At 45.1% G+C, this 23060-nt stretch carries 18 protein-coding genes and 1 pseudogene; 12 read left to right on the top strand and 7 right to left on the bottom strand.

The features are described 5' to 3' along the window. The first annotated feature begins 164 nt into the window (after window positions 1–164). Complete coding sequence (locus NL643_RS12670; RefSeq protein WP_193447406.1) at window positions 165–1100, top strand: LysR family transcriptional regulator; 936 nt, start codon at window positions 165–167, stop codon at window positions 1098–1100. On the opposite strand, the gene NL643_RS12665 is transcribed toward NL643_RS12670, so the two are convergent. Beyond that, entirely contained in the window at window positions 1053–1964 is a 912-nt protein-coding gene (locus tag NL643_RS12665; RefSeq protein ID WP_193287438.1) for a LysR family transcriptional regulator, read from the bottom strand. The two genes, NL643_RS12670 and NL643_RS12665, sit on opposite strands and share 48 nt — an antisense overlap. Window positions 1965–2184: 220 nt before the next feature. Here NL643_RS12665 and NL643_RS12660 point away from each other — a divergent pair, with 220 nt between their 5' ends. Continuing rightward, on the top strand, window positions 2185–5064 hold the full coding sequence (locus NL643_RS12660; RefSeq protein ID WP_193447405.1) for an amylo-alpha-1,6-glucosidase: 2880 nt from the start codon (window positions 2185–2187) through the stop codon (window positions 5062–5064). A 104-nt stretch (window positions 5065–5168) separates the two neighbouring features. Here NL643_RS12660 and NL643_RS12655 read toward each other — a convergent pair whose 3' ends face one another. Continuing rightward, window positions 5169–6722, bottom strand: a complete 1554-nt coding sequence (locus tag NL643_RS12655; RefSeq protein ID WP_253644521.1) for a DEAD/DEAH box helicase — start codon at window positions 6720–6722, stop codon at window positions 5169–5171. A 718-nt stretch (window positions 6723–7440) separates the two neighbouring features. Between NL643_RS12655 and NL643_RS12645 the strand changes: the two are divergent. The 3 genes and pseudogenes from NL643_RS12645 (at window position 7441) to NL643_RS12635 (ending at window position 11137) form a co-directional block, all read left to right on the top strand. Continuing rightward, window positions 7441–8795 (top strand): annotated as a pseudogene (locus NL643_RS12645) (diguanylate cyclase). Then, entirely contained in the window at window positions 8782–10098 is a 1317-nt protein-coding gene (locus NL643_RS12640; protein ID WP_164665438.1) for a glycosyltransferase, read from the top strand. The pseudogene NL643_RS12645 and the gene NL643_RS12640 overlap by 14 nt, the downstream one beginning before the upstream one ends. A gap of 1 nt (window position 10099) precedes the next feature. Beyond that, window positions 10100–11137, top strand: coding sequence for an HlyD family secretion protein (locus NL643_RS12635; RefSeq protein ID WP_048624783.1), 1038 nt, complete (start codon window positions 10100–10102; stop codon window positions 11135–11137). Between the two features lie 63 nt (window positions 11138–11200). Here the strand turns inward: NL643_RS12635 and NL643_RS12630 are convergent, their stop codons facing one another. Further along, window positions 11201–11911 (bottom strand): lipoate--protein ligase, encoded by a 711-nt coding sequence (locus tag NL643_RS12630; protein ID WP_048624784.1) that lies wholly within the window; start codon window positions 11909–11911, stop codon window positions 11201–11203. A gap of 195 nt (window positions 11912–12106) precedes the next feature. Here NL643_RS12630 and NL643_RS12625 point away from each other — a divergent pair, with 195 nt between their 5' ends. Continuing rightward, window positions 12107–12433, top strand: coding sequence for a DUF4156 domain-containing protein (locus tag NL643_RS12625; RefSeq protein ID WP_253644518.1), 327 nt, complete (start codon window positions 12107–12109; stop codon window positions 12431–12433). 106 nt (window positions 12434–12539) lie between these two features. Here NL643_RS12625 and NL643_RS12620 read toward each other — a convergent pair whose 3' ends face one another. After that, window positions 12540–13568, bottom strand: a complete 1029-nt coding sequence (locus tag NL643_RS12620) for a hypothetical protein (RefSeq protein ID WP_253644517.1) — start codon at window positions 13566–13568, stop codon at window positions 12540–12542. Between the two features lie 412 nt (window positions 13569–13980). Then, complete coding sequence (locus tag NL643_RS12615) at window positions 13981–15129, bottom strand: PLP-dependent aminotransferase family protein (RefSeq protein WP_006741414.1); 1149 nt, start codon at window positions 15127–15129, stop codon at window positions 13981–13983. A gap of 125 nt (window positions 15130–15254) precedes the next feature. Here NL643_RS12615 and NL643_RS12610 point away from each other — a divergent pair, with 125 nt between their 5' ends. Beyond that, window positions 15255–16124 carry a GyrI-like domain-containing protein gene (locus NL643_RS12610; protein WP_045606594.1) on the top strand — a complete coding sequence of 290 codons (870 nt, stop codon included), beginning with the start codon at window positions 15255–15257 and terminating at the stop codon, window positions 16122–16124. 114 nt (window positions 16125–16238) lie between these two features. Here the strand turns inward: NL643_RS12610 and NL643_RS12605 are convergent, their stop codons facing one another. Then, entirely contained in the window at window positions 16239–17276 is a 1038-nt protein-coding gene (locus NL643_RS12605) for a DUF4382 domain-containing protein (protein WP_243328024.1), read from the bottom strand. 232 nt (window positions 17277–17508) lie between these two features. On the opposite strand from NL643_RS12605, the gene NL643_RS12600 reads away from it, so the two are divergent. Further along, window positions 17509–17748, top strand: coding sequence for a YdcH family protein (locus NL643_RS12600; protein ID WP_005392770.1), 240 nt, complete (start codon window positions 17509–17511; stop codon window positions 17746–17748). Window positions 17749–17821: 73 nt separating this feature from the next. On the opposite strand, the gene NL643_RS12595 is transcribed toward NL643_RS12600, so the two are convergent. Beyond that, window positions 17822–18493, bottom strand: a complete 672-nt coding sequence (locus tag NL643_RS12595; RefSeq protein ID WP_253644516.1) for a cupin domain-containing protein — start codon at window positions 18491–18493, stop codon at window positions 17822–17824. Between the two features lie 202 nt (window positions 18494–18695). On the opposite strand from NL643_RS12595, the gene NL643_RS12590 reads away from it, so the two are divergent. From NL643_RS12590 to NL643_RS12575, 4 genes are all read left to right on the top strand, one after another. Continuing rightward, window positions 18696–19832 carry a hypothetical protein gene (locus NL643_RS12590; protein ID WP_104972329.1) on the top strand — a complete coding sequence of 379 codons (1137 nt, stop codon included), beginning with the start codon at window positions 18696–18698 and terminating at the stop codon, window positions 19830–19832. Beyond that, a complete protein-coding gene (locus NL643_RS12585) occupies window positions 19822–20748 on the top strand; it encodes a zinc ABC transporter substrate-binding protein (RefSeq protein ID WP_253644515.1) in 927 nt (308 codons plus the stop codon). Before NL643_RS12590 ends, NL643_RS12585 begins: the two co-directional genes overlap by 11 nt. Window positions 20749–20750: 2 nt before the next feature. Continuing rightward, the gene (locus NL643_RS12580; RefSeq protein ID WP_253644514.1) at window positions 20751–21554 is read left to right on the top strand and encodes a metal ABC transporter permease; all 804 of its coding nucleotides are present in this window, start codon (window positions 20751–20753) and stop codon (window positions 21552–21554) included. 272 nt (window positions 21555–21826) lie between these two features. Next, window positions 21827–22546, top strand: a complete 720-nt coding sequence (locus NL643_RS12575; RefSeq protein ID WP_253644513.1) for a beta-ketoacyl-ACP reductase — start codon at window positions 21827–21829, stop codon at window positions 22544–22546. Window positions 22547–23060: the final 514 nt, after the last annotated feature.

Here is a 23060-nt window from a genome sequence, read left to right as displayed (position 1 = left end):
TTGTTGTGCGTTGAACAGCGTTACGGCGTTTAACTTTTCCCTGTCACATAACGTTCTGGGTCTAAACAATGTCGATAGGGTCAGTATATGGATTCGACTTAATTTGATAATTGGGTAATATCTGAATTGATTATTCAGTTTTTCCAAATAATAAGGGCGCGAAGATGGATAAGTTTTCGGATATGACGTTGTTTGTCAGCATCGTTAAACATCAAGGTCTGGCGGCGGCGGGAAGGGAGTTAGGTTTGTCTCCGGCGACGGTAACGGCAAGGCTGCAAGCGATAGAAGAACGCTATGGCGTAAAGCTGCTCAACCGAAGCACACGCCATGTATCACTCACGGACGCAGGGGCAATGTACCATCAAGCTTGTCTGAACATCATTGATAGCGTGAAAGAGACGGAAAACTTACTTCAAACGGGTATTTCGGAAGTGCGCGGAACGTTGAAAATTTCAGCTCCACGAGATATTGGCAAACAAATTATTTCGCCGATGGTGTCGGCTTTTTCTGAGCAATATCCGGATGTGACGCCTTATCTTTATCTTAATGACAATTTGTCGAACTTGGCTGAATCGGGGCTCGATTTGGTGATTCGTTACGGCGAGTTAGCGGACAGCAATCTCATTTCGCGCAAGCTGGCGTCGAGTCAACGTGTGCTGTGCGCGTCACCTGATTATTTGTCGAAGCAAGGTGTCCCAAACTGTCCACAAGATCTCGCGGACCATCGCTGCTTAGCCATGGTCCGCAGCAATGAAGAATTAAAAACGTGGCACTTTAAAGATGAAGAATCTCACCAATCGATCACGGTCACGCCGAAGCGATTTTCTGATGATGGTGAAGTGATCCGACAATGGGCGTTGGACGGTGCGGGGATTGCGCTGAAATCGATTTTAGATATTCAGCAAGACCTCAAACAACAACGTTTAGTAACGGTTTTGGATGGGTATATGAAAAACTTCAGCGCCTTTTCGCAAGGCGCTGAAGCGGATCTGCATGTCATTTATCAGAGCCGCCAATATCAACCGAAAAGAGTTCGCCTGTTTTTGGACTTTCTAGTTGAGCAATTTAGCGCGCTGAGTGATACCAGCAATCAGATCTAGATGCGATTCCGAGGTTTCTCGGCGGTGGCGATAAATCCCGACGGTGCCAGGGTTTGGTTCGCTTTTCATGGTTAAGCATCGTAAGCCGAAGGATTCCAAATACGATTGCAGATGGCGGGTATAAGACATCACCGCGACGCTTTCTTTCAGTACATCAATACTGGCGAGCAGAGAATCCACTTCGTAAGTCGGTCTGTCATCCAGTTGCTGCCTTTCGCGTTCATTTTGCTTCGGGATTGGGTTATCGATGACGTGAGCGAATTTCTTAGCGTCATAAGTGACCGAAAGAGCGGGGTATTCGTGCAGCATCTCTTCGGTGACGGTTTTCCCTAGCAGTGGGTGGTTTGGGGAAACAAAATAGGCATCAACCGTTTGAAATAGCGGAATAAACGTAACATCGCATTTAGACGACAATCCGACAATCTCGTGGCCGATGAAGAATTCAATCTGTTCGTTGATTAATGAATCCATCAAGCCTAAGTGGTTGCCAAATTCGACGTGCGTAGATGCCGAAGGCTGCTTGGTCAGATGGTCATTGAGTGCTTGTTTGACGAACAGCGGCCACCACGCATCGCCAGTACCCATTTTAATTTTTCCGACTTGATACTGTTTCCGTTCATCAATGCTTTGCATCATTTGGTTGTATTCATGCTGCATCGCGTTGCTATGGCGATAGAGGATGCGTCCGTATTCGGTCAACACCATGCCATTAGGATGACGTTCAAACAGCGTTACGCCGAGATTCTCTTCCAGCTTCTTTAAATTGCTTGTTACCGTTGGCTGGCTTAACCCTGCCATTCTTGCCGCAGCACTGATGCTTTGGCAGCGTGCAACCAGTAAAAATTGCTGCAGAGATTTGTCCATTTTCTTTCCCCTCTAAGAACGAGGGGTATTTTGCACAATTTCATTTATAAATCACAAATCTGTAATCTCATTTGATTGAAATTATGCGCATTTCATAGATCTACATCACTGTTGGGGTTTGACGTATAGATGTTATCTATAGCTCGCTCCTGACTTCCTATTTTCCCCTCAAAAAGGTGTTCTTTAGACTGTCGCCAAAACAACAATCTAAGGGATGAACATGAAACCGAGTTTTATTGCGCTTGCTGTCGCGTCTTGTATTGGTCTTGCTGGATGTGGGTCAGATTCTTCTGATGCGCCTGTGCCGGTCGACAAACCAATTATTTCAGCCGACTTATATTTACGTGGTTTAAATGGGGATTGGGGCACGGCAGAGCATGCCAAGCTAAACTATTTGGGTAATAACGAGTACGAAACCGTACTGCGCGTCGCTCGAGGTAGCAATCAGTTCAAGATTGCTGATCCGGGTTGGCAGATCCAATACACCTATTTTGAGGAGCCCGCGGCGTTCGATAAAGCTCAAGAGTACCTGCCAAAACCAGACACGAATGAAGCGTGTATGAACGATGATTGCAACTCTGAGATCACGTTTGAAGACAAAGGGTATTACAAGTTTTCTGTGAGCTTTGCCGATGAAAGCCGCGCGACAATGACTGTGACGAAAGCAACGCAAGAAGAAGCGGAAAAATACTACTCTGATGCGATTCTCGACCCTGCAATGGTGCATGAAGGGCATCAGAATAAAGAAGTGAAACTGTTCGCCAATTACGATGACTCGAGTGATACCGTGATTTTTTCGGTGAAAGATCCTAAAGCTGAACTGCGTGAATTTGGTATTTCAACGACGACAGAATTGCGTGATGCGCTCGACCAAGGCTTAGTGATTAATGAACAAACAGGGCCGCGAGTGGTGTCGGGCGATGTCGCGTTTGATGCGTTGTTTGCGTTGACGATGAAAGAGCTAGACCAGCTTGCCGTTTCTGAAATCAAAGACGGCAATTACAACTACAACAACCCAATCAAAGCGGAAGTTTTTGAGACGGGCGCGAAGTGGCATTACGTATGGACGCGTGATTTGGCGTACGCAGCAGACCTTTCGCTTGCATTGATGAATCCAACTCGCGTGCAAAATGGTTTGAATTTCAAATTGTCCGCTTTCCGCGATACGACCGATCAGCAATACGATGGCGAGCAGATTGTGCAAGATACGGGCACTGGCGGCAGCTGGCCAATTAGTACCGACCGCACGACTTGGGCGCTTGGTGCAGAACGCTTACTTTCGGCATTGGATGGGGAAGAGTACAACCAGTTTGCTGAGCGCGCATATAAAGCTATCAGTAATACACTTGAAGCCGATCGCCTGGCGGCTTTTGATGCGAAATCTGGTTTATACACTGGTGAGCAATCATTCCTTGATTGGCGTGAGCAAACGTATTCAACGTGGACGCCAAACGATGTCAATGCGATTGGTAGCAGCAAAGCGTTATCGACAAACGTGGTTCACTACCGCGCGATTCAGCTCGCGGCTAAGTTGGCAGAGAAGTACGATTCAACCAACGCGGTCAAATACACCGAGTGGGCTGAGAAGTTAAAAACCGCTATCAACGAGCAGTTTTGGAATGCCGAACGCGGTATGTACGTAAGTTATTTGTTTGATAATGGCAAAGACATCGCGGTCGACAAATACGATATGTTGGGCGAATCACTTGCGATCATCAGTGGTGTGGCAAGCGATGCACAGGCGAAACAAATCATGGCCAATTACCCACACAGTGAGTTTGGCGTGCCGGTTTACTTCCCTCAACAACCGGACGTGCCTGTGTACCATAACCGCGCAATTTGGCCATTTGTTACCGCGTACAGCTTGCGCGCCGCGCATCAAACACAAAACGTGGCAGCAGCGAACAATGCCATTCAATCGTTGGTTCGTGGTACAGCAACCAATTTATCCAACATGGAAAACTTAGAGTGGCTTTCTGGTAAGTCATTCATCATCCATAGTGATCATGGCGAAGATCCGAGCTTGGATGGCCCAGTGATTAACTCTCAGCGTCAGCTTTGGTCTGTGGGTGGCTACTTGAACATGGTGGTAGAGACCCTATTTGGCATCCATACCGAAACAGGTAAGTTGGAAGTGAAGCCATTTATCACAAGTTGGGTGCGCAATAAGTTGTTGGCTCAGTCTGAACAAATCACGTTGGAAAACTTTGCCTTTAAAGGAAAGAACTACTCGGTAACCATTGATTTGCCTGAAGTAAGCAAAGATGAAACAGGTTACTACCCAGTTGAAAATGTCACGATGGACGAAGAGGGGCATTTCCACGTGACACTGGGCGCGCTTGTGAATGTAGATAGCAGCATTACTTTAGTTTCTGGGGTGAAACCGTATGTGAGTGAAGACAGTCGCGTTTATTCTCCGCAAGAGCCAACATTGGTGGTAAAAAGCGTTGATAATTCGGTTTCGATTGACGTGACGAGCAAGTACAACGTGAACTTGTATCGCAATGGCGAGCTGATTCAAAAGAACGTGATTGCTCAATCTTATTCCGATACGCCAACAGGTTTTGCTTGTTATTTGGCTGAAAGCATTAACGATAAAGGCTTCCGTTCTAACCCAAGCCAACCGGTTTGTGTCGGTGAAGAGATCCGCATCAAACTTGATGGCGAATATCAGCCACTCAAAGACAATGTCTCAGTGGTTACGGTGAGCAAAGACAGTGGCCTCGTAAAAGGTGCAGAGTCGTTTACAGCTCCTGTAACGGGCACTTACCAGTTCGATGCTTGGTACAACAATAACCTAGGACAACTTAATACCGGCATCACGAACACCGTGAAATTGTTAGAGGTATTGGATGATGCAGGTAAGGTGGTTGGCCAAGGTTACTTGCAGATGGGCCATATTGGTGAAAACCAAGGTATGCGTTACTCAACGCCAATTGAAGTAGCGTTGGAGCAGGGAAAAACCTATCAGATCGCGCTGAAGGACCACTTCAATATGAGTTACCTCAAATCGAATGAAACCTACATCTACGCTGGTGGTATTGAGGGTGAAAAGAACGAAGCGCAAATCGCAGATATTCGAATCACACCTTTAATGTAGGCTGTTTTAACAAAGCTGCGTTCTAAAAACTGTGTTCTAAGAAAAAAAAGCCGCTGAGATTATCAGCGGCTTTGTTGTATTTGCTATCGGTGGCCGTTTACAGATTAGTTTGCAGCCTGCGGACGAGGCTTACGGCGTTGACCTGATGGTTTGTTTCCTGCAGGCTTAGCATTGTTTGGCTTGCGGTTACCAGACGGTTTACCAGCGTTGCCACTCTTATTACCGTTTGGTTTATTTCCATTCGGTTTATTGCCGTTAGGTTTACGGTCATCTGGTTTGCTGTGTGCACGACCTTGGCCTTCACGGTTACCTTTAGGCTTACCCGCACCGCCTTGGTTGGTGCTGTTTTTGTTGCCGTTGTTACCGCCGTTGAAGCGACGTTTAGGTTTGTTTGCACCATTGCCTGCTTTCTTTTCGGTTGCTGGAGCGTTTTCACCCGAAGCATTTGGCGCTTTTGGTTTTTTCGGCTTCTTAGGTTTTTTCGGTTTGATTGGGCGAGTATCCAGTTTAGATTCTGGCACCACATTGGTTGGCGCAAAACCTTCCAACTCTTTACGTGGTAGTACTTCTTGAATCAAACGTTCAATCGCAAACAACTCAGATGCTTCTAGCGCGCACACGAGTGAAATCGCTTTACCTACTTCGCCCGCGCGGCCAGTACGACCAATGCGGTGAACGTAGTCTTCTGCCACTTTAGGTAGCTCAAAGTTCACCACTTGCGGTAATTGAGGAATATCGATACCGCGTGCAGCAATGTCCGTCGCGACCAACACACGAATTTCACCCGATTTAAAATCCGCCAGTGCTTTGGTACGCGCGCCTTGGCTCTTGTTACCGTGGATGGCAGCAGCAGGTAGATTTTGTTCGATCAGGAACTTCGCCAGACGGTTTGCTCCGTGTTTCGTTTTCGTAAACACCAGCACTTGCTTCCAATCGCCGTCTTTGATCAATTTAACCAACATCGGTGCTTTCTTCTTCACGTCTGCTGGGTAGATGCTTTGCTCAACCGTTCTCGCCGTCGAGTTTGCCGGGTTAACGGAAATCTCAACCGGATTGTTCACCAAGCCTTTCGCAAGGTCGCGGATTTCATCCGAGAAAGTTGCAGAGAAAAGTAGGTTCTGACGCTGTTTTGGTAGCAGGGCTAGGATTTTGCGAATGTCGCGGATAAAGCCCATATCCAGCATGCGGTCTGCTTCGTCCAGTACTAGCACTTCCAGTTGGTCGAACTTCACTGCATTTTGGTTGTACAAATCCATCAGGCGGCCTGGTGTCGCGACCAACACATCCGCACCTTTGCGAAGACGCTGCATTTGCGGGTTGATCTTCACACCACCAAAAACAACCGCACTGCTTAGTGGAAGGTGACGGCTGTACATAAACACGTTTTCTTGCACCTGAGCTGCAAGTTCACGCGTTGGCGTCAGGATAAGTGCACGAACTTGGTTAGCACGAACGCGAGAGCCGTTCGATAAACGCTCAAGAATCGGTAGCGTAAAGCCTGCAGTTTTACCTGTACCAGTCTGCGCTGCTGCCATTACGTCTTTCCCTTCCAAAATAGCAGGAATTGCTTTTGCCTGAATTGGCGAGGGGGTGTCGTAGCCTTTTTCTTGAATAGCTTTAAGGATTGGAGCAGATAGACCTAAAGAGGTAAAACCCATATGTATGATTCTCAATTGTAGAGTTAGATAACAACGCGCCGAAAACAAATCGGTACGAAAAGTGCGACATTCTGAGGCTTTTACGCGCTGGCTTCAACTAATTCTGTTGTGGATAAATATTTGAACTGGATCTCATTTCTTTTTTGAACAAAAAAGAGCATAGAAAAGTGACGTAGATTCATTCTGTAGTTTGAATGTGTTACGTGTTCTTTCGGAAAAAACAGCGAGACAAATGGTGATTATTAATCACTCAAACGGCTTAAAAATACTTGTTTGATAAATAATCAGAATGATTGAATGTTATTCAGTGTTTTGCCACTCAATTTTAATGGGAATTAGTTAGTAAAGTATTACCAAGTCTCAGATTTGATACATGACGGTATGGTTAAATGCTGAGCAGAAAGGAATCGACTGATATAAAACAATGAGCTTGATGTGAATGCAAGGATCTCATTCGGCATCAAATCGCACTATTATCCCAGCTTGCTAACAAAAGGTTGTACTATGCGCTTTGCTATCCGATTTCTCTACTCACGGCCTCCCTCACACTTTATTCAGAGATCTTTCTGCTTTTACTGCCTGAGTTAAAGCTCTCTAAATATTTGTTCTATTGTTGTATTTAACGGTGACAAGGCTTGTCTACCTAGAGTGCTTTGTTACTGCAAGTTCTATATTTCTGATGTTATGAATTAATTTTGTGGTTGTGAGAACTAATAAAATGTCGTCAATAAATAACAATTTCTACTGGGTTGGTGAACAGCCTGTCAGTGAGTTAGCTGAAGATATGGTTTTGGTTAATCATATTGATGAGGTGGCAACGGGACTCGGTGGCATGGTGTGTATTGCTTATCAAGATCCACACCAAATAGAACCGCGCTGAAAGCGTTTTATCAGGAGAAAGGGCGTTGGTCTTGGGCGGTTTATGTCACCGTGGAAACCCCTTATTCTCGATGCGTTACCGACGGTGTCTTTGAAGCTAGAGAATCAATAAAAATTTGGCGATCCATTCAGAGCAAGCTCGATGCCATTGATGAACCGGAAGTGTTAGATCCTTTGATTGGTTGGCTTGGGGTCAATCGTCAGCGAAGAGTGACTGCTTTAAAAAGTTTAGAGTCTATGTCGGTTTATTCGTATCCAATCATCGATATGTTGTTTCCTGATATTTATTCGACTTATCGATACGTGCTCTCAGAGCAAGGTCGCGGAGTATTAGAAGCGGAAGTGCTGATCGATAGAATTCGTGTTTGTTCTCATTGCAACAGCAGACACTTGAATTATGTAGAGGTGTGCCCGGATTGCAGCAGCATCGATATCGACTCTCAAAGCTCTTTGCACTGTTTCACTTGTGGCCATGTTGGTGAACAACACAGCTTTCAGCGCCGTGGAAAGCTCGAGTGCCCTAAATGTTTGACCCAGCTGCGCCATATCGGCGTTGATTATGACCGCCCGCTTGAAAACCACGTTTGTAATAGTTGCTCCAGTTTATTTGTTGAAGCGGCGACGATCAGTCAATGTTTAAGTTGTGACTCAAAGATCAAAGTTGAAGAGCTTGTTGTCCGTAAAATTTACCAATATCGACTTGGTGAAGTGGGTGAATACATTTTCCAACACGGTAAGTCCATTCAAGCTCCTGAACTATCGATCAAAGGCAAAGTGGAAGTCAGCTTTTTCCAAAATTTGCTTGCATGGTTAAATAAAGTCGCGCTGAGACACAAAGAACAGCACCTTTTACTTGGACTGCATTTACCGACGATCGATGAATACGGTAAGCAATATGGCGATGCAAAATTATTCTCATTGATGGATCAACTGACGCGTCGTCTTAGCGGCTTGTTTAGAGATACCGATATCTGTTGTCAGTACAAACAGGATGTTTTGCTTGTCCTAATGCCAAATACGACCAACGCGAGCCTGTCCATTTTACAGCAAAAATTATCGGATCTGGGTGAACTTGTTGAAGACGAAGAGTTTGAGTTGGATGTCTTTGCTTGGGACCTGCCCGATCCGATCATTGAAGACGGTGTTTCTGTTTGGATGGAATCGCTGATGGGGGAGATTTATGCTGCAAGATAGTCTCGTTCTGCTCGACTATCTTCGAGGTATGCTACTTCACAACGAAGAGTTATGGCTATTGCTGTTTCCCGTCATGATCATTATCGAGCTACCTCTATATTTGCTGGTGCTAACAGGGATATTTCGTTGGTCATATGCGCAAGAAGACCGAGAATTAAAGCGGTTTCCTTCAGTGAGTTTCGTTATTACTTGTTATGGTGAAGGTGATGCGATTGGGATCACTATCGATACGTTAGTTGAGCAAGTTTACCCAGGTCATATTGAAGTACTTGCTGTGGTTGATGGGGCGGTGCAAAACCAAGATACCTATCAAGCCGCGTTAAATGGTGAGAAAAGGCATGCAGGCGTTCGTAATCGTAAAGTGCGAGTGTTGCCAAAATGGCAACGAGGAGGCCGGGTTTCAACACTGAATGCTGGCTTATCAATGGCTAGTGGTGAAATCGTCATTAACGTGGATGGAGATACGTCATTCGATAACGACATGGTCTTCACCATGATGAAACAGTTTTCGGATAAAAATGTGATTGCGAGCGGTGGTGCGTTAAGAGTTCGCAACCATAACGCCAACTTGTTGACCAAAATGCAATCCTTGGAGTACATGCTGTCGATGCAAGCTGGTAAAACGGGGATGGCGACATGGGGTGTTCTCAATAACATTTCTGGCGCATTCGGAGCGTTTCGGAAGAACCTGCTTAAGCAAGTGGGGGGCTGGGATACGCATACTGCAGAAGATCTCGACTTAACCATGCGCTTGAAGCAATACAAACGTCGTTACCCTGATAATAAGTTGGCCTTTTCGACGCACTCCATCGGCCATACTGATGTGCCAGATACGTTGAAAGGTTTGGTATTGCAGCGGCTGCGTTGGGATGGCGATTTATTGTTTTTGTTTTTGCGTAAACACAATGAAGGGTTGTCTCCACGGCTACTCGGTTGGGGGAACTTTTTATTCACTTTGGCTTATGGCGTGATTCAAAACGTTTTATTGCCGCTGCTTGTGGTGATATTTAGCGTGTACATGGTGATTGTCTATCCACTTAAATTTGTATTGGCGTTGATGCTAATGCTCTATTTTGTCTACCTCTTTTTATCTGCTCTGATTTTTGTTGTCTACATTGGGCTTGTATCAGAGAGAAAAAAAGAGGATTTGAAGTCAGCGAAATGGTTATTTCTTTACCCTGTCTACCAGTTTTTCATGCGTTTGATTACCGCTTTCTCAATGGTTAATGAAGTTGTGAGGAGAAGTCATGAAGAGTCGAGTATGGCACCTTGGTGGGTATTGAAGCGAGGTAAAAAGTTTTAGTATGAAAGTTAACTTTCACTTAGATAAGAAAAACAAACCGCAGTCTGAGAACGGGATGAAAGTCGTCTACGGACAGGCAAAGCGTGGCGGTTATCGTCTCCGTTGGTACTTGATTTTAGCGATTGTAATCAGTCCGCTTTTGTTTATGGCTTATTACTTGTTTAGAACGCAAGTGTTAGTGACGGCGCCTGCCATTATCACGTCACATCCACTTACGGTGACGGCAACTCGCTCTGCCATTGTTGGGCCAGTGCCTGTGAATGTCGGTACGGAAGTGACTCAGGATCAAGCGCTGCTGTTGTTAAAAGATAACGCGTTGAATAAAGAGATTGATTTCATTAAAGATGAGCTGGTGAAACTGTCTAAAAATCAGGTGCAAAGTACTGATGAGCTATACAAAAGTGCTATTGAAAGCTCAGCCGAAGGCTTGAAGAAGGTCCGTGATATTCAGAAAAAATACGACCTTTACAGAAAGAAAGGGCAAGTGTCTGAGGTGGATTACGCCGCTATTGTGAGTGTGAATAACTCACTGAGCAATCAGTTAAGCAGTCAGAAAATTGCTTATGTGGATGCGATGCGTAACTTGGAAGAGTTAGAGTTAGCTGGTCCAGTGACACAAGAGTATCGTTCTTTAATGCGTGAGCTGGTAGTAAAGCGTGCTCAACAAGAAGATCTCACCTTCCGTTCCCCGATGAACGGTCGTGTACTCGATATTCATGTGCATGAGGGGCAAAATGTATCGGAAAATACGCCATTGCTCACGATTGCTCGCAACGTGACACCTGAAATTACGGCTTTTCTAAATCCTAAATACCTCGAATACAGTAATATGGAAACCAAAGCAAAAGTCGTATTTCCTGATGGTCGAAAGTTTAGAGCGACGGTATCGAAGCCAGTTGAGGTTGTGAACAAATTGCCTTCAGAACTTCAAAGCCCATTTGAAGGGCAGCCAGCCTATTTAAAAGTCACACTGAGCTTTGATGAGCCGTTGGAAAAAAGTCGATGGATTGAAGGGGTCGAAGTGGAAGTTCGCTTTTAACGTTGGTTGATTGAGTAGGAAAGGAGCGAAAGCTCCTTTTCTTTTTTGGTTGTTAACGCGCCTTTAGTCGCCTTTAGCATGCATTAAAAACGCGCTAGTCAGTTGCTGAAAGAGTGAATCTATCGAGGGGCGGTCGGATATATGATTGAAGAGCGGTGTGTGGACATCACCACGAATATCATCGTTGTAACCGCAAAGTTGATTACACAATTTTACCGGTGCGACAATCTTTTCAACGTCGGCATCAATCAGAATGCATGCTTGTGATAACACCACTTGCCCACCGCCTTTTTTCAGTAAAACGCGCTGCGCGGTTCCCACAACTTTTTGACCACCAATATTGAGGTTGTACTCGCCATCACAGTAGGAATAAGGCGTAGCATGGACATCTACTTTCACGCCCAGTTGCTCAAAGAAAACTGTCAAAATCGCACACAAATCGAGATACGCTTTCTTGATGTCGTAAGGCTCACCGTCTGGCCAGTGATAGATGTGGGATAGATTAATAATACCCGGTACTTGAGGGACGGGGGCACCGCCAGTTTTACGAGAAAAGAGTTTCCAGCCAGACGCATTTAACGCATGTTCTAACTCATTAGACACTGGCCATTTCTTACCCGCGGGAAGCACGAGCGTCGGGCTTTTTACTTGCCAAAGTAATAGCACTTGCGAGAGTTGGTTGGACTGAACTTGTTTAATGAGCTCATCTTCTTTTTCAAATGCATCAGCGACTTCCGTAGCCGTATAGCGAATTAGCTTATTTTTAGAAACCAAACTCTATCCCTCATCCGTATATTATCGCTACTGTTTTATCTTAGATGCCATGTGATTACTAGCGGTATACGCTGCCTTTAGAGTTTTCTTCGCTTCCATTATTTCTATTTAAAGGGGCGATAGAAATATTTTGTTGGTCATCACATAAGCAATTCATAAAATCCGCCATCTAAATAATTTTTAGGCGATATGACTATGAAAAAGCGAGTGATGTGTCTTGCGTTAGCGGCATCATTGACGGGATGTGTGATGTTCCCGACCCAAGAATCTGAGCAAGTCCAAGTGCTTTGGGACAACGTGAATGCGATTGAAAACTGCGAGCTAATGGGAACGGTAATTGGCTCGGAAGGGCACTTTTATGATTATTGGCTGCACGCAGATAAAGACATGGTTTGGGGTACGTTAAACCAAATGCGCATCAAAGCGGCAGATTTGGGCGCAGATACATTGTATTTATATGAGCCGTTGGACTTCTCCACATCGGTTACTATGTTTGCTAATGCTTATAAGTGCAAACAGTGATAATTTTACTTTTCCGAAAGCAAAGACAGGCGAAATGTGCCTGTCTTTGATCTTGCTGCCAAACAACAAGTTTACGTCTGTGCGCGTTGTGATGAGCACTTTTCAGCTAATTTACATTCGCTGTAGCCACAGCCGTCGTGTCAGAAAACGACAGCGTGAAGTCTTGTTCGGTATTTAATACTTTGGCTGGGAACTCCAAGCTTAACTGTGCGTGTGGTGCGACTTCTGAAGCGATACTGGTGACGAATTTTCGGGTTTCACCCGGAGAGATTGACAAGTTATTTCCCCCTCGTGATGAGAGCTCTGCGATCCCCATGGTTTCAAGTGTGTTACCCGCAGTATCTGCTAAGTTCAACAAAGACTCCGATTTATACACTAGCTCTCCGCTTTCGGTGCGATAGGCATTAAACGTGTTGAAGTTTGGCTGTAATGAACCTTGTGAACCGACGTTAGTGACGGAAAACGTCACATTAGAGCCATCAAAATTCTCGACTTTCACCAACACGTTACCGTCTTGGTAACGAGCGGCTGCCGCAGCACTTGCTTGCTGTTTCTGCCTCTGTTTTTCTTTTTCAATGTTGCTCAATTGGTTTTGCTCGTTTGCTAGGCGGTTTTCAGCCATCGCGTACGATTGATCCACCATTGCCAACAGCGCTGGGATTGAATACAGCGTTAGACCTTCCAAATGGTCAAAGTCGATTTTGGCATGCTGAGTAAGTTCGTGATTCGAGAACTGGCAGTAGCCATCAATCAAGCTAACAAATGCGACTTCAAAAGTACCTTGTAATCGGCTTACTTCCTGTGCGGCTTTTTCTAAATCTGAGCGTACTTTTCGGATCTCTTCCAATGTCTTTTGTGGCAAACGTCCATTGGGCGATACGTCATTGGAAACCGAGACCAATTCTTCGGTTACAAATGGATTGTTTTCGGCTGGAATCACTGTGGTGATGCGGTTGGATTTAGTGATGTCTTCGCCCAGTAAAACCATCATTTTTTGCGATACGGCGGTTGTGTTGCCCGCTAAAACATCACTACAGTTTGGAGACGTATTCGCATACGCGGCGAATGCGGTAAAAAGTGAAAAGATAACGGACCAGCCAGTGGCGACGAGTCCTGTCGTGGTTCGAGTGTTCATCCTGATAACCCCTCTGTCATTTGGTGCGATTCACTGACGTAATTGCCAATCAAAAGATTGGCTCGCGACATTCAGAATGGTTCTGGTCAATCCTTCGTAGTGGGTATGCCCGCAGATGCTTTCTAGTCGTTTTCTCAATCGCTAAGCCACGACTGAGTAAAGTGTCTGAAATTGAGAACATTAATGCTGCGAAGTTGATGTCTTTTGTTTGAAAGATAGACGTAACTTTTCTAACCATCAAATACGTGATTAGGTTCTCATTTTTATATGAGTGAGAGGATCAAGAGAAAACAGGCACTTACTGTAGAGAGTTGATTTGAGAGAAAAATATAAAATTTTTTGGGGAACTTTTTTGATGCTGCCTTTGAGACTTTTTCGAATCTCAAAGGCAAATTCTAACGCATGCGCTTAATTACAAAGCGTTGAGTACATCCGCAAGTCGAGTGACAGCAGTCGTCAGTTCTTCTGGTGTGGCATTGGTAAAGTTAAGACGCAGAGCGGCTTTTACCTTTGAACCTTCCGGATAAAATACCGGGCTAGGCACCACAGCAACCCAGTTTGCGAGAAGAGTCTTCGCAAGTTCGAAGGTGTCGCATTCTGGAATTTCGACCCATACAAACATGCCACCATCGACAGGTTTGAGTACGCAACTTTCTGGCAGCTGTTTTTGCAGCTCAGCAAACATGACATCGTAACGCGATTTGTAAAGCGCACAGATGGTTGAAATGTGCGTTTCGAAGTTGTCATGTTGCAGTAGACCATGCAGCAAAGCTTGCATAGGAATACTAGAGTGCAGATCGGCACCTTGTTTGATTTTGATGAGTGGCTCAAGGTAACTGCGTTTGCCCGTTACCACACCAATACGCAAGCCTGGAGAGGCGATTTTGGAGAATGAACGCAACACGATGGAGTGCTGCGGGCAGAAATCCGAAACCAGCGGTAGTGCTTCACCAGAAAAACGCAGCTCTCGGTATGGTGCGTCTTCAATGAATGCAACGTCGTATTGGATACAAAGCTCGGCAACTTTTTGGCGAGTCTCTAGCGCCCAGCATACGCCCGTTGGGTTGTGAAAATCGGGCACGGCGTAGAACATTTTTGGTTGCTGCGTGGCAAAACATTGCTCGAGTTCTTCAAGGTTTGGGCCACACTCGGTTTGCGAAACGGTCACGATGTTGGCTTGCACTAAACCGAATACTTGCATAGCACCAAGGTAGCTTGGCGCTTCCATCACCACTTTATCGCCCGGATTCACGTACGCACGCGCAATCAAATCTAGCCCTTGCTGAGAACCCGTTGTGATCATCGCCAAATGAGATTCTGGTAGCTGGTAATAATCGGTCAAAAAGTTAAGTAGCGGTGCGTAGCCTGCTGTTGCGCCATATTGAAACACCTCTGGCATGTTCGCGAGGTTTTCGAGCGTCGGTTTCATTAAGTCGATCGGGAAGGTTTTTTCGTCCGGTAAGCCACCCGCAAGAGAAATGACGTTCTTATCGCTCGCTGCTGCGAGGATTTCTCGGATGTAGGATGACTTAGTTTGTTGTAATGACTGTGCGATTTCCATGTGCTGTGCTTCTCGTAATTGTCTTTTTTTATGTCAGAAATAGTATAGGTAAATTGCCAAGCTTAGTGTGTCCATTTATGCTGTTAAACATGTCCATTTATGCTATTTGAGCGAAAGTTTACTCCGTGAGCCATCAACAAGTTTCCAGAATCAATGACGTGCTGTTTTACATTCATCAGGACATTAGCAGAGAGTTATCGGCTAAAGAGCTAGCAGATGTAGCAGCCTATTCTGAACAACACTTCCATCGTATTTTTAAAGATGTAGTGGGGGAGTCCATCCATCAATATATCCGCCGTACAAGAATGGAATACGCCGCCAACCAACTGATGTTTGATACCAGCTCATCGGTGTTAGATATTGCTAACAAGTGCGGCTTTAGCTCGGTATCTTCTTTTAGCCGAGCGTTTAAAGCGACGTTCGCTATGTCTCCCGGTGCGTGGCGAAAGCATGATTTACAAGTCGCAGAAAAGCCGTATTTGAAGGATCCGGAAGTGGCTGCGGGTTATCATCGGGTTGCGAAACGCGAGTTGCCAGAACCTAAAATTATGGAGGTCCCACAACGCTTTGCAGCGTATGTTCGACATGAGGGCTATAACCGTTCCATTCGCAATGCGTGGCTGATTTTGAAAGCGTGGGCAAGTTCTGAGAATCGGGACTTTTCAGTTCAATACGGTTTGCATCACTCCAACCCTGCTTGGGTCGAACTCGACAAGTGTCGCTATGTGGCTTGTATGGAGATTGATACGCCGCTCAAAGTGCGTGGCGTCGTGAATCAAATGACTATCCCAGGCGGTTTACATGCCGTCTTTCGCTTAACGGGAGTATATGGTGAGCTTCTTCCTCAACTGAGTATGGTATTAGAGAAGTGGTTGCCTAACTCTGGCTTTAAACAGCGTTCTACGCCCGCTTATGTCCATTATCATAAAAATCACTTTCTCAGCCATGATGAGGCGTTTGAGCTGGATTTCTATCTACCCATTAGCTTCTTCTAAGGATGAAAACGAACGTATTATCTTGTGAGTCGATTTGTGGTGAGCAAAGAGCTGACCAAGAACGCCATGAAGAAAAGGCAGAGCTTGTGCTGACTCTGCCATTTCTAGGGGATCTTAAAAGTTTGCGTCTGTATTAGTACCAACGGATACGTTAAGTCCGCTAGTTGATTGATAAATGCTGAAAGTTTCGCCAGCGACAATACCTTCTTCAGAATCGTCATTTGCCGTACAGGTATAACCGACCGAGTAAGTACCAGGTTCTACAAAACCGAATTCGTACTCGTAATTTGCATCATCAACGTCTTGAACCACGTTCGCTGCTGCGATTGGCATTGCTTGGCCTTCTGCGCCGGCAAATGGCCCCATGTTTTCTTCGGCGATATTTCCTTGATATAAGTAGACCGCGTGCGAATATCCATTTGCACTTGGGGTATCCGTTTCGCAGCTTTGATAGGTCAATGTTGCGACATCACCCTGAATCTCCCCCGTTGTAACCGTGTTAATTAAAGTGACGGAGGTGCGTTGAATGCTGTAGCCTTCGTTTTGGCCTGTTCCGTCTTTTAAGCCACGGCGCAGATCAAATTCAACTACGAACTCATTATTGTCAGGGTTGACTGCAAAGGTGTTGTTAAAGAACAGTACTCCAGAATCAGGATCCTTTCCGACACCTTGTGGGCAAGCCCCATCACCTTTGACGGTCAGTGGGATTTGATTTCCTGTCGCTTCGTCAATCACATACGATGGGTAGTTTGGATGATCGCCATCATTAGCAAACACGCAGAGTTTATAATTACCAGTTGGTATCAGTTCATCATCCACCAATTCTTGTGCGTCACTGCCTTGGAAGTTGAGTAAGTTAACACTTAGGGGGAGTGGATCTTCACCATCGGGAAGGGGGTTACCATCTTCGTCGACCAAATTGCCTTCTTCGTTTGTTTTATACACATCGAATACTTGTGGTGTGCCACCATCAAGAGGAAGAAATGCAACTTTGTTATATGTGATCACCACTTCTGATACGTCATCAATAGGGGCATCTGATACAGACAAAGTAACAGGAGTCATTGTACTGACAGAGTCACTGTCTGAATTACAGCCAATAAGTGCAACGGCTATTGATGCACTGATTAGGCCAATTTTCATGCTGTTCATTAGATGTACCTTTTTATGAGAAGTGTATTAAATGTAGCCGATTATTGGCAAAGTACAGAATAACAACGAGCGGAGTTACCGGGTCGAAAACAGCGACGAACCATCATTAAGACGTTCAGTAAAAGTGTGCTCAAATCGACGATATTGTGCTCAATGAAGTGCTATGGTTAAGAATGTGTCGCTCAAAAAATGAGCGGAGATATACATCAATAACTCTAGCCAAGAGGTCTCTATGTTAGGTGAAAATCACTCATTAACTCATGAATTCCCAGAACATTTGGATACCATTACTCAGCTTGCCGAAAACGATGCATCATTTGCTGAAACCGTTAAAAACTACAATGCTTTAGATAAGGAAATCCGCGTACTAGAACTGCAAGGAAGCCCGATTGATGATCACGAAATGAACGTGTTAAAACATAATCGAGCTGAGCTCAAAGATTGGCTCCACTCGAGAATTATGGGCTCTTAGCGACGCAATGATCATCGGCTCGTAATCTACGAGCCGATTTTAGTTTCAAGGGATGATGCCAAGTATTCCAACATTAGGATTGCTGAGCAGGAGCTTGGAGTGGAAGGTGGCCTGTTTTTACCCAAATGACCGTTTCTTGCTCTACAAAAGGAAAGTGCTCACTCATATGTGGACTGCGTATCCAAGAGTAGGGAGGATAGGTTCCTAGCTCGTCTTTAAACTCTCCCGATAACACAAAAATTTCTTCACCACCAAAGTGACGGTGTGCTTGAAACTTCTCGCCTTTCGGCCATTTAACCAATGCGACATGTTCATGCTGAAAATCATGCAATGGCATGACTTCCAGCCCACCAATGCTAGGTAACCAATTCGCTTCGTTCGTATTGATGCGAACTGCTTCAAGATCATCAGAATTGAATTGATTTAGTTTAACTAAAATCACACAGCCTTCTTTGCTATAGGGCGCATGTTGACTTCCAGGAGGGTTACGCAAGTAGGTTCCAGCAGGGTAGTCACCATGTTCGTCAGAGAACACTCCTTCGAGCACTAATATTTCTTCTCCGTGAGGATGAGGATGAGTCGAAAAGTGCGAGTTTGGCTCATACTTCACTACGCTGGTGGTGTGCCCTGATTCTTTGGCTTCTCTTTCCAAAGGTTTACGCCACACGCCTTTGGAAGGGCTGGCGATCCACTCCTGTTCACCTGTTTCTATCACGATTCTTTTCGAGAAATCCATATTCAACATACTGAAATTCCGTTACTTATCTAATGATTGACTCTCAATAGTATACGTATAAAAAACATCAATTGATTCACTTGTTGATAGTCGAAATCAGGGATTGAATACGAGCTAGCAGTCGGAACCGAGTTAAACTTCTGCTTGTGTAATGATAATTGTTATATTATAACATCGCAAAATTAAATGTTATAACATAACAAAAGAAGTAGTGAATAAGAAATTGGTTTCTCTCGCGATCGGCAGCATTTTTGCGTCCCCTGTTTTTGCCGATACATTATCGAACCCACAGATTGGTGTTGTTGTTGATGGCTACTACCAAGATGGTCAACGTCATAATTCTGAGCGCGAAGAAGGTTTTGGTCTAGGCCATACGGAATTGAACTTATCATCAAATATTGACGACAAGTTTCACGGTGCGTTGACCGCTGTTCTTGAAAGTCATGGCGATGAGACAGAATTAGAGCTTGAAGAAGCATTCATCGAAACTTTGGCATTGCCTTACGGTGTAAACGTGCGCGCAGGCCGATTCCTATCTGACTTCGGTTACCTCAACAATCAACATATGCACACTGACAGTTTCGTTGAACGCCCAATTGCTTACCGTACTTTCCTTGGTTCGCATTACTATGATGACGGTGTACGCGCAAACATCGTTCTGCCAACCGATCTTTACGTGAAGTTTGGTGTAGAAGCATTAAGCGGCAACAAGATGTCTTCTGTTGAAGATGGCTCTAAAGTTGGTGTTTACACGACAACGATGAAGCTTGGTAATGATTTCTCTGAATCTTCAAGTTGGCAGTTTGGTTTAAGTTACCTGCGTAACGAAAATGGCAAAGTTAAAGAATTCGAAGATCACGACCATGGTCACGAAGAAGAACATGACCACAGCCACGCTGCGGCTGTAACGGGTGCGAACCTATACGGCGCAGATTTTGTGTGGAAGTGGGCACCAGATGGTAACTACAAGTACAGCAACTTCACGCTATCTGCGGAATACATGTTGTTAGACGGTGTAGTAGACAGCAAATACAAGAACGATGCAGAGTCACCAGACAACCTAAGCGCATACTATGTTTCGGGCGTTTACCGCTTCAACCCAAGTTGGTCTGCAGGCCTACGTTACGGCGAAGCAGAAAGCTATGATGGCCACGCACACGGCGATCATATGCATTTCACAGCACTGAATGATAAAGAGATGGATGCGATGATCGCATGGGATTCTTCTCATTTCGGTACGATCCGTGCGCAATTCACTCGCATTGATAACCAAGACAGCGAAACAGACAACGTGTTTACTCTGCAATACGTAATGACATTTGGAGCGCACGGTGCACATGCGTTCTAAACTTGCGATAAGTAAATGCAGTTTAGTGATGATGGCGGCGGGATCTGCCATCATCTCTTCGCCTGCTTTGGCTCTTAACATTTTCGTTTGTGAGCCTGAATGGAAAGCTTTTCTTGAAAGTCATGCCCCAAACGCCACCATTTACTCAGCAACCACGGCTAAGCAAGATCCGCATTATGTTCAAGCTCGTCCGTCTTTAATTGCCAAGATGCGCCAAGCTGACATGGCGATGTGCTCTGGCGCTGAGTTGGAGGTAGGTTGGTTGCCGATGCTTCAAAATAGAAGTGGCAATAGTGCTGTTCAAAATGGTGCTCAAAGCATGATTTATGCGACCGATTTCGTGCGTATGTTGGACTCTCATGATCATGTTGACCGCAGCATGGGGGATATCCATGCGCACGGAAACCCACATGTTCAATTTGCGGCAAATGACATGATTCCGTTGTCTCGCAAAGTAACGGAGCGCTTAAAAGCGATTGATCCCGACAACGCACAAAGTTACCAAGTTAATGGTATGAAGTTTCGCGCGAAGTGGCAAAAAAAGCTCAATGAATGGGAACAAAAAGCTCAACCATTACAGGGGAAACGGGTCGTTGGATATCACTCCACTTACCGATACCTATTTGATTGGCTAGGTATGGTTCAAGTCGCGGATCTTGAACCGAAACCGGGGATATCGCCAACGACGTCGCATCTGCAATCTTTAACTCAATTGGATGCCAAACAGTTTGACGCTATTGTGTTTTCATCTCATCAAGATCAACGTCCGGCTATGTGGTTAAAGCAACAAACGGATAAGCCTGTAGCGCAGTTACCTTTGACGGTCTCAAAACAGCAAAGCTTAGATGAGCTCTATGATGAAGTGATTACTGATCTGCTCGCCACGTTGGTATCACCCAGTTCAGTGAAATTTTAATTATGGGTGAATACCTTTGGTTAGCGCCAGCGGTTTTGTGTGGCTTAATTGCGTTAGTTGGCAACATCGTTCTGGGGCAACAAGTCTTACAGCGGCAGATCATTTTTATCGATCTGGCGGTTGCTCAGGTCGCAGCATTGGGAGCAGCGCTAAGTCACTATTGGCTGAACTCTTCTTCTTGGTATGCTGGTTCTACTTGGCTATCCGAATCATGGCTTGGCAGCATGCTTGGTCCTTGGATGATGTCTTTGGTGCTTTGTGGTGTTATTGCTGCGCTTGAAAAGCGTAAACATCCTCACCTAGAACCGACGATCGGCAGCTTGTTTGTTGTGTCCGCTTCATTGGCAGTATTACTGGTTAGCAAAGACCCACACGGTGCCGATTTTATTCAAGGGATCTTGAATGGCCAGCTACTGTGGTCAACATGGCAAGATGTTTGGCCTTTGGCTGTCATTACGGGGGCAATGTTATTGTTGCTAACGCTAAAACCAGAGTTTATGCATGGTAGTGGTTTTTACCTCATCTTCGCTATTTTGATGCCTATCACTGTCAAACTGACAGGGATTTACTTGGAGTTTGCCTTGCTTGTGATTCCAGGTTTGTGTGCCGCAAGTCTTAAAGGTAGACGTTTTTTAATCGCCAGTTTAGGTATCGGAACAATTGGTATTCTGCTGGGGATAGCAGCTTCTGCAAAGTATGATTTACCGAGCGGTGCGACGATTGTTATTACGTTGTTTATCATCGGAATGATATTTAACCTGCTCCCACCTTTCAAAAGGCACGTCTTGTTAGAGACAAGGCATTAACACGGCATTTACTCAAAGCACCACTGGCATTGTTGGTGCTTTTTTCTTCAAAGGCTTAGGGCTTTCCATCGTATTTCTATCTTGATTCTAGGAATAATACGGGCTGAAACATCATCAAGTTGTCTTGATTCATTCACACCCTACTTCCAGAATATTCCTATAGTTTCATTATCTAAATAAACCCCTTTGCGTATGAGAAGCACAGAGCCACATAACGATAAGCGCTTAGGAGCAAGCAAGATTTGTACTCTCAACATTTAAGGAAGACCAAGATGAAAGACGAAAAAGTCGCCGTCGTTACAGGGGCTGCTCGCGGTATAGGGCAGGCCATTTGCGAACAATTACTCGAAGATGGATTTCACGTCGTGGGGCTAGATATCTCGCCTGTGGAGTGGAGTCAGTCGCCAAACCTTTCAAGTTATCAAGTGAATCTCTGTGAGGCCGCAGCGGTAAGTGAAGTGGTCGACCGCATCGTCGCGAAACATCAACGCATTGATGTTCTGGTCAACAACGCCGGGATAACGAGAGATGCACTGCTGCCAGACATGTTAGAGCAAGACTGGGACATCGTTATCGAAGTGAACCTAAAAGCGGTGTTTTTACTCACCCAGCGCGTTGCACCTGTCATGCTAGAGCAAGGCGCAGGCAGTATTGTCAGTATTTCGTCTATCGTGGGAACGGATGGCAATATTGGTCAAAGTAATTATGGCGCGAGTAAAGGTGGCGTGATAGCGATGAGCAAAGGCTGGGCGAAAGAGTTCGCAAGAAAAGGCGCTCAAATCCGAGTCAACTGTGTTGCTCCAGGTTTTATCGCTACCGACATGACAAAGAGCTTGCCTGAAAAAGTCATTCAAATGATGGAAAGTAAAACGCCTCTGGGACGCATGGGCTCGGCGCAAGACATTGCCAATGGCGTTGCGTTTCTAGCGTCTGATAAAAGTGCGTTTATAACCGGACAAGTGCTCAAGATTGATGGTGGGTTGGTGTTATAGCTCGCTAATCAAAATCTCAAATAACAAACGCCCTTTACTTATGTGAAGGGCGTTTTTGTTGGGTAACGCTATTCGGGCTTTTGACACGTTCACTTTATTCGTTTCGCACTGCCGGATTTGTATGATTAAGTATAGAGTTAGAACACGTAATTCATTCTGGCATCGTTCTCTGTTATTAACCTAGCAATGTAGCTAATCAAAAATATTAACTTCGAAATAGAATAACTATTGAGGTATTAAAGTATGATTTTATTGCCCATGATATTGTTTTAAATGATAATGCCACTAAATAATTAACTTTGAATACTCACTATGTACTTAAAAACTGTACTGTTTAGCGCGTCAACTCTTCTTATTTTGGGCTGTAACTCCGAATCAACTAACCCATCTACTCAGGGAAAGATTACGAAACCCCTTGCCCTGCAAGGACTTGCGAAAGGTAGCTGTTGCTACGGTTCGCTTTTTTCTGCTTTCTTTTGATCCCAGCTTTGAAGCTGGTTTCTTCCGTCAGCAG

Source organism: Vibrio sp. Y42_MX_L11 (genome assembly GCF_024181785.1).
In the GTDB taxonomy this organism is placed as follows: domain Bacteria; phylum Pseudomonadota; class Gammaproteobacteria; order Enterobacterales; family Vibrionaceae; genus Vibrio; species Vibrio diabolicus.
Note: the sequence above shows the minus strand (reverse complement) of the source record. Positions and strands in the feature narration are given on the sequence as shown.